Consider the following 13,955-nt stretch of genomic DNA (forward strand, 5'->3'; position numbering starts at 1 on the left):
GAGGACTGAAGTCCGAACGATCAAACCTTTTCGTAGTAAGGACTTTAGTCCTTCATTCAGAGGACTGAAGTCCGAACGATCAAACCTTTTCGTAGTAAGGACTTTAGTCCTTCATTCAGAGGACTGAAGTCCGAACGATCAAACCTGACTCGGCTGTGATTATTCCCAAAACCGAACCTCAACAGACGGATACCACCCTAATTCAACCATTAACATCTCAGTTACATTTCGTTACGATAAGGAAACAGAGAGCAAAAAACTCTCACCCATAATATCAGAGGTAGCCATTATGAACGGTACATTTCGCGTCGGCAACCTGTTTGGAATTCCCTTTTATGTCAACGCATCTTGGTTTTTAGTTCTGGGTTTAGTAACCTGGCAATACGGCGGCGCACTAGCAGCCCTGTTTCCCACCTTAGGCCCCGTAGCACCGTGGCTGTTAGGATTATTCGCAGCCCTGCTGTTATTTGCTTCCGTCTTAGCCCACGAATTAGGACACAGTTGGGTAGCTATCAAACAGGGAATTGGCGTGAAATCGATTTCGCTATTTCTGTTTGGCGGACTGGCTAATTTAGAAAGAGAATCGAAAACCCCAGCCGAAGCATTTTGGGTCGCCATTGCAGGCCCGTTAGTCAGCTTCTTTTTGGCTGGCTTGTTAACAGTTATCGGCGTCGGTGCAGCCCTCACAGGCCCCGCAGCAGCCATCGTTCAACTTTTAGCTTCCATCAACCTAGCATTAGCCTTATTTAACTTAATTCCCGGCTTGCCCCTCGATGGTGGTAACATCCTCAAAGCGATCGTCTGGAAGATTACCGGCAACCCTTACAAAGGCGTAATTTTTGCCAGCCGCGTCGGTCAAATCATTGGCTGGATTGCCATTGCTACAGGCATCTTCGGCAATATTTGGAATCTAGTAATCGGTTGGTTCTTGCTGCAAAATGCCGGTCAATCTGCACAGTATGCCACAGTCCAAAATGAACTCGCAGGACTGACAGCCGCAGATGCTTTGACTGCCGAAAGCCCGATCGTCCCAGAAAACTTATCCCTCAGAGAATTTGCCAACAACTACGTCATCGGTAGCACTCACACCTGGCGCCGGTTCCTAGTTACCGATGATGCGGGACAATTGGTAGGTGCGATCGACCTTGACGACATGAAAACCATCCCCACCGGAAGCTGGCCGCAAGTTTTGGTTAAAGAGCTCGTGAAGCCGATCGAATTTACCACCACAGTCAAACCCGAATTGTCCCTCCTCGAAGTCGTCACCCTCCTCGAACAACTCAAAGTCCAAGAACTCCCCGTCACAGGCGAAAACGGCGTCCTAGTCGGGCTTGTAGAAAAAGCTGAGATTGCCCGCCTCCTGCAAAGACGAGCTCAAGCAAACCCTGCTTGACACCCTCAGATACTTGACAAATAACAGTTAACCCCCTCGATTTGCCTTACCAAAAGGGCGATCGGGGGGCTTAACTGTAGCTACCCAAAAGTCAAGTAAAATACTAAATTATTAGCTGCAAAGCAGCAATAAATAACTATAATAGTGTATTGATCATCTGAGCGAGGACGGTATGCCATCTCAGAACGTTACCTCTCAATCCGAAACCCAAGAGTCAAAAGTTCTCCCTACTCTCACAAACAATATATTGCCCCAGGCGCGATCGTCTCAACCAACAGCTCAATTACAAAAATCGGAGCTGACAGTTTTTGCATCTCAAGAGATCCTTTACAAATTTTTCATATATCACATCAACAACTCGGAACCAGAAGTTAGTCTCCAGGAATTCAAAAAAATCTTTGTAGAACTAATTGCTCCAGTTCACCCTAAATTAATTCAATCCCTATACACAATAATTGAATTTAACAGTCAACAAGAATTTAACAACTTATTTAAACGCTGCTCATACATCTTATTAAATAACTGGATATCCAACAAACAATACGAACTTGCTCGGAAATTAATTACAATTATTAGCGAGAGAACCCTCAGCGAGCCTCACGCAGACAATATTCTCAAAAGACTGAAAGTGTGGCTGACAAACTTTGTCAGCAGCCAAGACTATGAAAACATCAAATTATTTGTATTGAAGTACGGCGACTACCAGCCCGTAGAAAAGCACTGGACTTCTCGCTATCAGCCTTATTTGCTAGCCACTCAATATCTCGATACTAAAAACACCCTCGAAGCACGCCAAACTGCCAAACTCTTGTCCCAGAAGTTAAAAGACAAGTATAAGTTTGACCTAGCAATGTATACATCTCGCTCTCAGTCAGCCACATTCAAATTTAAAAATTATCATAATCCCACACTTTTAGGAGAGGAAGCCCTGCGTTTAATCAAAATAATTTTGGTCAACCGAGGCTCGTTGAACTATCGCAGCTTAGCCAATCTTTTTATCAGTCACAGTCAAAATATTACCTACAAGCAGTTCAAGGAATCTCTGATTAAGTATTTATGTTATTACAATGAAAAAAAAAATAGTTCTGATATTTATCACCAACAACTCATCAATATTTTAGATAATTTTCATCCCCAGAATGACGAAGAAATTTTGAACAGTAGCCTGTTGCTCAGAACTTGCAATCATCTAATAAAATGTTTGACTGTGGAAAATTCTGGGGAACCAACCGCCTTATTTCTAATTTTCGCGACTCAACTAAATCCTTTAACGCTAGCGATTTTGATGCTAAAGATAATTTTAATCTCGCCGTATTCCCAAACCTACTTAGAACTTTGTTTTGCTCGATTAATTGAATACTATCAAGATAACTCCGCTGCTGAATGTCAGTGGCTAATTAAATTTTTAGAAGTTTGCCAGATTGCTCTAACTATTTATGGAGACAATGTTCAATACAATCTAGTGAATATGTCAGACAAGCATAAAGAAGAACAGTTGTTTATTGATCTCAATAACTGTCGAGTTTTTTCTCAGCACAAACAAATTTCAAAAGTTCGAGATTAGTCATTAGTCATTAGTCATCAGTCATTAGTCATTAGTCATTAGTATTCGTAGGGTGCGTCGCCACGAAAAATCCCTCAACTTAACCGACAATCTGATAGCGACGCACCTGATATAACGGTGTTCAGAAAGATGAGGTACGTTGTTGGGCTTCAGCCCCTCTTACCTCTTAGCTTAGTATTCGTAGGGTGCGTCGCCACGAAAAATCGGGTGCATCTGGTTTTTGAAGAGGGCGAAGCATGACCGCATATAAGTTATTAGTTATAATCCCATATTGACTGCGGTCATGCTTCGCCCCTACGGATATATTTGCCTTGCGCCAGATGCACCCGAAAAATCTCTAAACTTAACCGACAATCTGATAGCGACGCACCTGATACCAATTCACTATCAAGGTACACGCTCATACATGGTAAAGTAGTATTCGTAGGGTGCGGATCCTGCGAACAATCCCCAAGAAAAGAGCGACAATCTGATAGCGACGCACCTGATACCAATTCACAATGAAAGTACACGCTCATACATGGTAAAGTAAAGAATACCAAATATGGTTGGGACTATATCTTGGAAACCATATTAAGTGCAAGTTCATAGTAAATTGGTATTACACATCCCCTGAAAAAACAACTCTCCATTTAACTCAGCTCAAAAAAAATTGTGTGGCACGACTGTCACAAATAGTATCAGGTGCGTCACTGTCCACTCGGAGCGAGCAGGTACGTAGTTGCGCTTCAGCGCTCTTTGAAATGATGAGAAAAAATGGTATTAGTCATTAGTCATTAGGTATACCCTACAACTCAAATTTTGCAATCAAATCGAGTATCTTGTGATAATCAAAATTATCTAAATGATTCATCAAAACTTCGGCAAAAACAGGATTATCGCTGCGAATTTCCTCAATTGTTTTGGCAATAAAATCGAAGTCAGCCTGATGGACTGCCTGTTTGAGATTGCGCGTCCATTCTGGGGAAACTTGCGGCTTAGAGTCCAACGTAAAGATTGCAGCACTATCAGATATTTTTTCGGTAGCAAGAGTTGAACTCTCCGATAAATTATTTAATGTAACATATTTATTGATAAGTTCAACAGGGCCGACTCCCGTCACAACTTGAATATCAAATTTGAAGACTGTGCCGCGTCCAACTTCGCTTTCTGCGGTAATGTCACCGCCCATTAATTTGATGAACTCGCGGCTGATACTTAATCCTAAACCTGTACCTTTTTGAACTTTTTGACCAGATGAACTTTGCACGAATAATTCAAATATACTGTCTAATTCCTCGGGGATAATTCCTAACCCTGTATCGGCAATTTCAAAGTAAATAAAAGGATTATTTTTTTGAGTTTCTGATAGATTGATATTATCTGTTTCTGGAGACATAGCTACTTCTATTGTGGGTCTTACTGTTACTAAAATTGAGCCTTTTTGGGTGAATTTAACGGCATTATCTAACAAATTAATCAGCACTTGTCGCAACTTAACGTCATCAGCTTGTACGTACTGAGGAACATCGGGCGAGCGGTTGAAAATTAATTGCAATCCTTTATTTTGTGCGGGAAGTTGAAACATATTTTGCACGTCGCCCAACAAACGGTACAAGTCAAAGTTTTTTGGGTTGAGTGTCATGCGTCGAGCTTCAATTCTAGATAAGTCTAATATTTGATTGATCAGTTGAAGCAAGTGTTCTCCGCTGCGACGAATAATTTTAATATTCTCTTGTTCCTGCAAAGTTAAATTAGCACTGGGTTCTATTAATTGAGCAAAGCCGAGAATGGCGTTGAGGGGTGTTCGCAATTCGTGGCTCATGTTGGCGAGAAAGATGCTTTTAGCTTTGTTGGCAGCTTCGGCGGCTTCTTTGGCTTGTTTGAGTTCTTGTTCTGCTTGTTTGCGATCGCTAATATCAAGTATTATGCCGTGCCAGACGATATCTCCATTTTCGCGCAATTCCGGGCGAGAATAGCCTTGCAGCCATTTGAGTTTTCCCGATGCTGTCACAATCCGCCACTCGTGGGAAAATGGTTCGAGATCGTTCGCACTTTTGGTAATTGCCTCGAAGTGACTGGGGCGATCGTCTGGGTGCATTTGTTCGTAGAGTAAAGCAGAGTTATTCTGGATTTCCTCCGGCTCTAATTCTTGAATTTCCCGGCACAGCGGACTGATATATTCCATCTTTACCGAGCCGTCGGGATGCTGGACGAATATGTAAAGTTCTCCGGGAACTGTGATCGCTAATTTCTGAAACAGAGCTTCGCTTTTTTGCAAGGCTAATTGTGCTTGTTTGCGATCGCCAATATCGATCCCAAATCCAAAAAGAAAGTCAAAATTGCCATTTTCATCCAAAACGGGCGTACCGTGCCACTCTACTAATAAAGTACGCGCGGCGTAGCTATCCCCTAGGGAATCACACTTAGTGAGAATTTGGTGTTCGCTAACCGTTTGCGGGCTGGCTGTCACGCCCTTAAAAATCGAGTGCAATCCGGCTCGATCGCCCTCTGGTACAAATGTATTTAAATAATCTTTGCCGATAACTTCTGCGGCAGTATAGCCCACAGCTTGCAGCATACAGTCATTCGCCCGCAGGATTTTACCCTGACGGTCGATCGCCACAAAAAATATCGGAGAATTTTCGATAATCTTGAAGTTAAAGTCCCGCTCTTTGCGGATAATTTTTGTAGCTTGCTTGCGCTCCTCAATTTCGATTTCCAAGCGGGCATTGATTTCGGCTAACTCGGTTGTGCGCGAAGCTACTTCAATTTCCAGAGTCCGGTTGTAGTCAGCCAATATTTTTTCTGCTTGTTTGCGATCGGTGATATCTTGAAAAACAATAATCACATACAGGACATTGCCAAGAGCGTCAAACACCGGCATCGATCGCACTTGCAAAGGAATAATTTTCCCACCGGGGCGAATTTCTATATCTTCAACAATCATTGTTCCACCCCTCACAGCCCGTGCAAACGGGGACTTATCGATCGGGTACAGCCGATCGGTGCCTGCTACATAAAGCTGATAAGTTTCTGAGAGCCCTGCTGCGGTTGTACTTGGCATTGCCCTTTTGCCAGTGAGCTCTTCTCCCACCGAATTCATAAAAATAGTGCTACCTGCGGGAGTCAGGGCTGTGACTCCAACGGGCAAGCTTTCTAACAACTTGGCAAATTTTTCTTCACTAGACGCCAAAGCTTCAAAAGACTTTTTCAATTGAGCGGCCATTTCATTAAAAGATTGGGCTAATTTACCGACTTCATCCAGCCTGCTCACGCCAACAGTGCGATCGAATTCTCCTTGGGCAATATCCTTAGCTGCTGCGTTGAGACGCAGCAGCGGTAGCGTTACCCACCTAGCTGTCAGAACTCCGGCAATTGTCGATAGCAGCAGCGCCGCCGCACAAAGTACAATCGTATTGCGGGTATTTCTGTTAACTTGCCCCATGAAATCGGATTCGGGAACTGCGATCGCAATCAGCCAGTTCAAACCGTAACTATCAGAAAAAGGCACCACTGCCACAAAATAATCCTGCCCGTCTCGGTTAAATTTCAGTTGATGCCGCTGCTTAATCTCGCCAAAGCCCCCGAAGTATTCGTACAAATGCTTAGCTGCGGTACGAATAACAGGAGTTTTGCTGTCTAAAACATTCAGCCGCTCCGGCTGCGACTTTCCCGACATCTTTCTAAAGGGTGATTCTTGACTCGAACTGGCAACCAGCAAGCCCGATCGTTCGATCGCGAAAATTTCCCCCGTTTTGCTAAACCTGAGGCGATGGAGATATTGCTGAATTTCCAAGATCGAAAAGTCTACCGCACTAACTCCCAGCAATTTACCATTGCGATCGCGAATCGGTTGACTCGCAGCAATAAACACAGTCCCCGGAGTGAAACCGGGGTAAATGCTCGTCCAAATTGGTTTGTTAGCTGCGACAGCTTCTTTGTACCAAGGGCGCTGGCGAGCATCGTAGGTTCCTGCTTCTAGTTTTAATTTAACCGTGCCTGTTCCTCTGTTGTCTGTCGCGTAGTAAATGTTCTGAGAGTTGGTAGATTTGTTAGCGACGACAATTTGCAAGCTCTTGTCCTTAGGGTTGCGCCAAATGGCGAGACATTCTCCTGATTTTTCAGAACCGAGGGACATCCACTGAATGCTTTTAAACGATTGCATTTGCTGCCAAAGGAACTTTTCTGCCCGAGGCTGGCGGCTTTCTAACTGTAAGTTTAATTCCCTGCGGTCGATCGCTTCAGCGTTGAGTTGATTTACCCAGTGAGTATTTTCGAGAACACCACTCAGCTTTTCTTCAACTCTTTTCCCCGTCTCCCCGATCAGCTTCTGGGCAAGCTCTTCGACTGCTCTTTGTCCGTTGCGAAAGGAAAAATATCCGACCATCCCGACTGCTGCGACGATTTGCACCACAAAAGAGCCTACTAGAACGCAGCGCAGAGGTATTTTTGTGGGTTGTCGGACAGTTTGAAAGGCGAATCGGGACAAAGGCATAGGCTGGTGACTAATTGCTCCCTAACACTCTAACTGTTTCGACCCATAATTTCACCTAGGGCGATCGAAGCTGCTTGCTTGGGTGTCAGTCGATTTTAGACTTTAGATTTTAGATTTTAGATGTGGGAATGAACGATCGAGCTCGTGTTTGCGATCGCCAGCACGAGAGTCGCATCAGACAAGATTGGAAAAGTCGCTCTCCAATCGGGAAATACATCTGCATTGCGAAGCGGTTGCCCTCTTGCATCAAAGATTTATAGCGATTCTCTGAAAGATGAGGTACGTTGTTGGGCTTCAGCCCTCTTAGTTTAGGCGGTTATATAAGCTGTCAGTCATACCTCATCTTTCTGAGAAAGGCTATATGCAATTCCAGTCTATTCTTTTTTTAAAACTGGTATTACATACTCTTGGCTGAAAATACCTGCGCCATTTTCTTTGCCAAGTTTGGTTTCTTACCTTAACGCAAGCTACTTCTTCCCTCAAACCTCATCCGTAAAATCCCTTAAATCCCCTATAAAATAAATCTTCCCTCGAACCTCTTCCCTCGAACCTCTTCCTTTTCCTTCTTCCCTCTTCGTTGTTCGAGCAACTCCCAACTGTCAACTGTCAACTGTCAACTGTCAACTCTCAACTCTCAACAGCTACGCGGAAAATCCCTCGCTTGTCCAAACGGATATAGCGAGGGGCGAGAATAGGTATTCTCAGAAAATATAAAGTAGTAGCACTGGCTTTTGTCGAGCCATTGCCATCTATAGAATCCATACTGTTTTAGGCGCACTGAAAAATTTCAGAGCAAAATTTCAGAGCCCGCTCTTTGCCAGCAGTCAATGCTTGAAGTCAAACCAACCCGTTCAAGCAAGAATTCAAAGCAAATTGTAAAGACCTAGGATACTTCTTCGCGATCGATTTGGCGCAGGTGAATGTGCTTGCGTCCCAGAGAAATTTCAAATTCATCTCCCGGCTGGAGTTCCATCTGCTTGGTGTAGGCAGCTCCAATCAGTAAGTTGCCGTTAGATTGAACGCTAATCCGATAGCTAGCCGAGCGTCCGCCGCGTCCGTTGCCGTTTTGCTTCCCATCTAGCTGAATGCCTTCTGCATCAATCAGCGCATTCAGGAATTTCATCATGTTGACCCGTTCTACGCCGTTCTTGGTAACGGTGTAGTAGCCACAGGCTCTAGCTTTTTCTTCCTTGGTAAGATTTTCTAGGTCTTTGACCTTTTTGATCAGATCTTCGCCTTCAAGGGGTTCGATATTTTTCTTTTTAGCCATTTACTGAGTCCTGAAATATTCAAGTGGTGTACGGATTTTTTCTCGGTTGGTTTTTGGTTTGACCAAGAAACTTTAGCTTTATAGCTGGTTGTAAAACTATATTACACCGATCGGCTCAATTGTTAACCACTATTGTCTAAATATTTTTAACAAGGTGGAGTCTTTCTTCAGGAGTAGCTGCCAGGAGCGTGCGAGCAATCTCTAAACTAGGTAGCATAAGCTATCAGCTATCAGCTAGCTGAATATTTGCCCCCCTCTTAAAATCCCATGAAGTTAACCACACGCGGACACTACAGTGTCAAAGCTCTACTGGATCTAAGTTTGCAACCTCGGTTCGGGCCGACATCGGTGAAATCGATTGCGAACCGACAGGAGTTACCCGCTCCATATCTAGAAAAATTGCTGATTGAAATGCGACGAGCCGGTTTAGTCCAATCTGTTCGGGGCTCCCAGGGAGGATATCAATTGGCTCGGGAGCCAGCTCAAATCTCTTTAGGACAAATCTTAGAGGCTGTAGGGGAAACTATTGAACCTTTACCTCGACATTCTCCTGACGCGACCCAACCAGAGGACTGGGTAACATTCAGTTTGTGGAACCGATTGCACAAAAAACTTGCGGTCGCGCTGTACAGTATTTCCCTCGAAGACTTATACTATGATGTCCGCAGTTGGCAAGCTGCTCTCGGAGAAGAAACTAGCTTTATCATTTAGATGGTAAGTTCATTTATTCGATCGCCCGAGAACATGGACGCAACACTTGTTACCTACTCCGGTGGCTGTCATTGCGGTGCTGTCCGCTTCACAGTCGCGGTTGACAAACACTCGTCATCTGACTGCAACTGCTCTATCTGTAAAAAGAAAGGATTTTTGCACCTGATTGTGCCGCCGGAACGTTTTACCTTGCTCTGCGGGGAAGATGTTTTGACAACCTATACATTTAATACAGGCACTGCTAAACATACTTTCTGCCGGATTTGTGGCATTCACTCGTTCTATCGTCCCCGATCGCATCCGGATCAATTCGATGTCAACGTCCGCTGTCTTGACGACTATGCCGTTTCCCAATTTCAGATTCTACCCTTTGACGGTGTTAATTGGGAACAGAACGTACACGAACTGCACGACGAAAGTCATCTCAGCAGTTAAAATCGGCTCTAAAAAATCACACTCCGCTCTTGGTAGCAGCAGTTAAAACAGCAGCTACCCGATCGCACTTGAGCGATCGGACGGACTATCATGTTTAACACTATATATAATGATGCCGGATGAATTTACTGTTTTGATTTTAGCTGCGGTATTGGATTATTCGATCGGCGATCCTTGGGGTTGGCCGCATCCGGTACAGGCGATGGGTTGGGCGATCGACCGCTATACTCGATTTGTCTTTAATATCTGCAACAATCCCGCAGACAAAATGTCTCGCTCCGGCGATCGTCCTCCAGGCGAGCGGCACCAACTGGTTCTACGATGTGCTGGTACAATACTAGCGATCGGGCTGATTATAGGCAGTTATACTGTCAGTTGGTCGATCGTCGTTGCTGCTAGTTGGGTGCATCCTGTTTTAGGCATTGCCCTACAAACCATTTTGCTGGCTAGCTGTTTTGCCGGTCGCAGTTTGAGGGCGGCTGCCGAGGACGTGCTAGCCCCTTTAAATGTTGGAGATTTAGTCAAGGCGCGAGAAAGGTTGAGCCTTTACGTCGGCCGGGATACCGAAAACTTATCTGAGCCAGAAATTCTGCGAGCATTGTTAGAAACTGTAACAGAGAATGCAGTGGATGGCGTGACTGCCCCGCTATTTTATGGATTAGTTGGGTTCGCTCTGCCGCATCTATTATTAACTGTTATCGATCGACCGATCGCTCCTGACTCGATGTGGCATCTGGCGATAGTTCCCTGTGCGATCGCCTACAAAGCAGCTAGCACATTAGATTCTACCGTCGGCTACAAAGAAGCACCATACACAGATTTAGGATGGTTTAGCGCCAAACTAGAAGACGTGCTGACATGGATTCCTTGCCGGCTAACAGTGATTACTTTAGCCCTGATATCTGGCAAACCGATCTACGTTTGGCAGATTTGTCAGAGAGATGCTGTTAAAGATGCCAGTCCCAATTCCGGTTGGAGCGAGTGCGCCTACGCCGCCATCTTGGGAGTACAACTGGGAGGTACAAATTCCTATCGGGGAGTTATCAAACACAAACCGCTGTTAGGCGAGCCTCAAAGTGCGATCGCACCGAAAAAAATTGACCGAGCATTGCAATTAACTCGGTATTGCTTTCTGATTTGGTTGGGACTATCATTGCTTGTTTATACTTTATTATCTTTTGTTCCCTAACAATAGAACTGACACGCAAACAGATATAGCCCTCCGACAGTAGTCTGGAAGAGCCAAAAAAGTTTGGAAGTTAGTAGTTCTACTCCCAGATTCAACCGTCAACTCAACCTAACATCTCAAATCGTTCGACGCTGGCACTTACCAGAAAGAATTGGTTGAAAGCCCCAAGTCTTTGAGGGAGAAATTAAAATCAGACTATTCATTACTCCAATCTTGGGAGTTAATGGTAGAGTTCGCTCTTGAACTGTCAACTGTCAACTGTCAACTGTCAACTGTTGAAGCCGAAGTCTCACATCTAAAATTGTTCCAACCCTGAGATTAATTTGTCCAATCAATCTAAACTCTAAACTCTAAAATCCTTCGATTCGCCAACAGCCAACCATTAGCTCGCAGCCAGCAATGACTAAAATTATCAAGATTTTATCCCCGGATGAAGTGAGGCGGACTCTCACCCGCGTCGCTTCCCAGATTGTCGAAAAATCAGGAGCTCCTTCGGACTTAGTGCTGTTGGGGATTCATACTAGAGGAGTGCCTTTAGCTCAAATGTTGGCAGCTCAAATTGAAGTCCTCGAACAGGTCAAAGTATGCGTGGGTGCTTTGGATATTACGTTTTACCGAGATGACTTGGATCGAGTTGCCCTGCGGACACCGGCTAAAACAGAAATTCCCTTCGATTTGACCGGCAAAACGGTGGTGTTGGTAGATGACGTTATATATAAAGGTAGAACAATTCGAGCGGCTTTGAATGCGGTAAACGATTACGGGCGACCGGAGAAAATTTGGTTGGCGGTATTAGTCGATCGCGGCCACCGAGAAGTACCGATTCAGCCGGATTTCACAGGCAAAAAGTTGCCGACAGCCAAGGAAGAACAAGTTAAGGTTTATGTTCAAGAACTTGACGGGCGCGACGGAGTGGAATTGATTAAGGGTTGATATCGCCCGTTAACCTCGAAACATCGGGGACACAACTGACTTAGGTACGTTGTTGCGCTTGAGCGCTCTTTCATATAGACAAGAGCGCTGAAGCGCAACTACGTACCTTGAGGGCTTGGGCGCTATTGTTTAGATCAAAGAGCGCTGAAGCGCAACTACGTACCTTGAGGGCTTGGGCGCTATTGTTTAGATCAAAGAGCGCTGAAGCGCAACTACGTACCTTGAGGGCTTGGGCGCTATTGTTTAGATCAAAGAGCGCTGAAGCGCAACTACGTACCATAAAATCGGCAGTGCAGGAGTTGAACCTGCCTGGGGCGAATTATGAGTTCGCTGCCTAAACCGCTCGGCCAACTGCCGTTAGATCGACTTGTGTCTATCCAACTCAAAAGTAGTATAACATAATTTCCCAGTCCGTGCTAGAACTATAGAACAAAAATCAAAATCTTTTAGATCTGCCGAACCCGCGATCGCCTGCATCACAACTCTGTGCTGGAGTCGATCGACTGGAATTAGCAGTTTCTAGGATTTGGAATCAACTTTATAGGCAATGGCAGTCAACAACCCACCGTTAAATCGGAGTACCGACTATAACGGGGGCTTGAAAGATAGCCCTAGTTGACCAGACTCAGGCAGTAATGCCTACGTTAGTGGCAAGCGTTTAAGTTCTTACCTACGGATGCGTAGCTAGTCCGTAGCTCTAAAACTCTTAGGTTAAACAGTCATTTGGGAGACAGTGCCAAGCGAGAAAGTACCGACCACTAACTTTGTCGAAGCTAACATTACCGGAGCAATCCGAGAGGGAGCAATCCCCAAATTAAACGCCCCACTGAGGCGGGTAAGCGAAAGAACAATATCAGCAGCCTCTATCCTGTAATGTAAGCAGGTATGCCAGGGAGAATAACCACTTTTGAGGCGCAACGGTTTCTTTTTATGGAGATACATAATGCAGTATAGACCCTGGCCTCCCTTTTCTCTCACCGCCAAGCCGAGTACAGCTTTGGCGGAAGTCTCCAGGGAGGAAGAAAGGTGAATTCGACGGTAGTGCTGACTCTTATTCTGCTCGGTCTGATGTTTGGAGCAGGTGTGACGAGTTCTGTTTGGGGATTTACTATAGGTCGCGAAGCCTTGAAAGGAACGACTCAACCTGATGTTCGCCCCAGCAACAATGCTGGCAGCGGCAAGCAGGGAAGTGCGGCTAGCAAAGACCAAGTGAGCATTTTGAAAGAAAAAGACATTCTCAAAACCGTCAAAGCGCGGGTAGAAGGTCGCGATCCTGACAAAAAAACAGCCGCGACAAATACTAAAGCAGACAAAGCAAACTCTAAATCTGCCACAGCCAAAAAACCGGCTGCGGCAAATACCAGCGCCAAGTTTCCCCTGAACAGTCGCGACGGGGGAGTAACTCTGGAAGTGAGCGCTGCCAGCCAGCGCAGCAACTCGATGATGCTAGACGTGAGCATGAAAAACGAAGGTTCCCAAGCTGTCAGGTTTCTCTACAGTTTCTTGAACGTCACTGACAATCAAGGGCGGGCTCTTTCGGCGACTGCTGAGGATTTGCCGGCGGAACTTCCACCCAACGGGCAGGTGTATTACGGTACGGTGAGCATTCCCACAGCTTTGCTGGAAAATGCGAAGGAAATTTCGCTGACGCTGACAGATTATCCAGGCCAAAAATTACAGTTGCAAATATCTGGCATTCCAGTGGCAAAGTAATAGCAGTTGGGATTGGGGATTGGGGATTGGGGATTTGGGATTTGCAATTGGGAATGACTCATGAATGAAGTGTTTGGATCACGGGTCTACAGTTGCATTCTTTTGGGAAAATGGTACAAGACAAAAGGAGACCAAACCTCCAGACTGTTGACATAAAGTAAATAATTTCCTCGAAATTCCTGGTAAATCATTGTAAAAGCTGGCACTATGGATTGAAAACAAAAATACCACCTAGCGATGACAAAATATGTCACACCGCGAAAAGCTTGC

11 protein-coding genes and 1 tRNA gene are annotated in these 13,955 nt (G+C 45.1%); 8 read left to right on the forward strand and 4 right to left on the reverse strand.

What is annotated here, in order from left to right:
• The first annotated feature begins 289 nt into the window (after window positions 1-289).
• Window positions 290-1,393 carry a site-2 protease family protein gene (locus QZ938_RS19725; protein WP_293347643.1) on the forward strand — a complete coding sequence of 368 codons (1,104 nt, stop codon included), beginning with the start codon at window positions 290-292 and terminating at the stop codon, window positions 1,391-1,393.
• A gap of 172 nt (window positions 1,394-1,565) precedes the next feature.
• Complete coding sequence (locus QZ938_RS19730; RefSeq protein WP_293347646.1) at window positions 1,566-2,957, forward strand: hypothetical protein; 1,392 nt, start codon at window positions 1,566-1,568, stop codon at window positions 2,955-2,957.
• 787 nt (window positions 2,958-3,744) lie between these two features.
• Here QZ938_RS19730 and QZ938_RS19735 read toward each other — a convergent pair.
• A complete protein-coding gene (locus tag QZ938_RS19735; RefSeq protein WP_293347649.1) occupies window positions 3,745-7,434 on the reverse strand; it encodes a PAS domain S-box protein in 3,690 nt (1,229 codons plus the stop codon).
• 128 nt (window positions 7,435-7,562) lie between these two features.
• On the opposite strand from QZ938_RS19735, the gene QZ938_RS19740 reads away from it, so the two are divergent.
• Window positions 7,563-7,694 (forward strand): hypothetical protein, encoded by a 132-nt coding sequence (locus tag QZ938_RS19740; protein WP_293157310.1) that lies wholly within the window; start codon window positions 7,563-7,565, stop codon window positions 7,692-7,694.
• Between the two features lie 623 nt (window positions 7,695-8,317).
• Here QZ938_RS19740 and QZ938_RS19745 read toward each other — a convergent pair.
• A complete protein-coding gene (locus QZ938_RS19745; protein ID WP_293157313.1) occupies window positions 8,318-8,704 on the reverse strand; it encodes an AbrB family transcriptional regulator in 387 nt (128 codons plus the stop codon).
• 267 nt (window positions 8,705-8,971) lie between these two features.
• On the opposite strand from QZ938_RS19745, the gene QZ938_RS19750 reads away from it, so the two are divergent.
• From QZ938_RS19750 to pyrR, 4 genes are all read left to right on the forward strand, one after another.
• Complete coding sequence (locus QZ938_RS19750) at window positions 8,972-9,415, forward strand: Rrf2 family transcriptional regulator (protein ID WP_293157316.1); 444 nt, start codon at window positions 8,972-8,974, stop codon at window positions 9,413-9,415.
• A gap of 33 nt (window positions 9,416-9,448) precedes the next feature.
• Window positions 9,449-9,850: a GFA family protein gene (locus QZ938_RS19755; RefSeq protein ID WP_293157319.1), complete on the forward strand. Its 402-nt coding sequence runs from the start codon at window positions 9,449-9,451 to the stop codon at window positions 9,848-9,850.
• 109 nt (window positions 9,851-9,959) lie between these two features.
• On the forward strand, window positions 9,960-11,039 hold the full coding sequence (gene cbiB, locus QZ938_RS19760) for an adenosylcobinamide-phosphate synthase CbiB (RefSeq protein WP_293157322.1): 1,080 nt from the start codon (window positions 9,960-9,962) through the stop codon (window positions 11,037-11,039).
• 399 nt (window positions 11,040-11,438) lie between these two features.
• Window positions 11,439-11,972 carry a bifunctional pyr operon transcriptional regulator/uracil phosphoribosyltransferase PyrR gene (pyrR, locus tag QZ938_RS19765; RefSeq protein WP_293157325.1) on the forward strand — a complete coding sequence of 178 codons (534 nt, stop codon included), beginning with the start codon at window positions 11,439-11,441 and terminating at the stop codon, window positions 11,970-11,972.
• A 284-nt stretch (window positions 11,973-12,256) separates the two neighbouring features.
• Here the strand turns inward: pyrR and QZ938_RS19770 are convergent.
• Window positions 12,257-12,329 (reverse strand) — tRNA-Ile (locus QZ938_RS19770).
• A 711-nt stretch (window positions 12,330-13,040) separates the two neighbouring features.
• Between QZ938_RS19770 and QZ938_RS19775 the strand changes: the two genes are divergently transcribed.
• Entirely contained in the window at window positions 13,041-13,685 is a 645-nt protein-coding gene (locus QZ938_RS19775) for a hypothetical protein (protein ID WP_293157331.1), read from the forward strand.
• A gap of 86 nt (window positions 13,686-13,771) precedes the next feature.
• On the opposite strand, the gene QZ938_RS19780 is transcribed toward QZ938_RS19775, so the two are convergent.
• Window positions 13,772-13,955: hypothetical protein (locus QZ938_RS19780; protein WP_293157328.1), on the reverse strand; the 184-nt coding region annotated here is incomplete at its 5' end.

This window comes from Microcoleus sp. CAWBG27, assembly GCF_020883145.1.
Lineage (GTDB): Bacteria > Cyanobacteriota > Cyanobacteriia > Cyanobacteriales > Microcoleaceae > Microcoleus.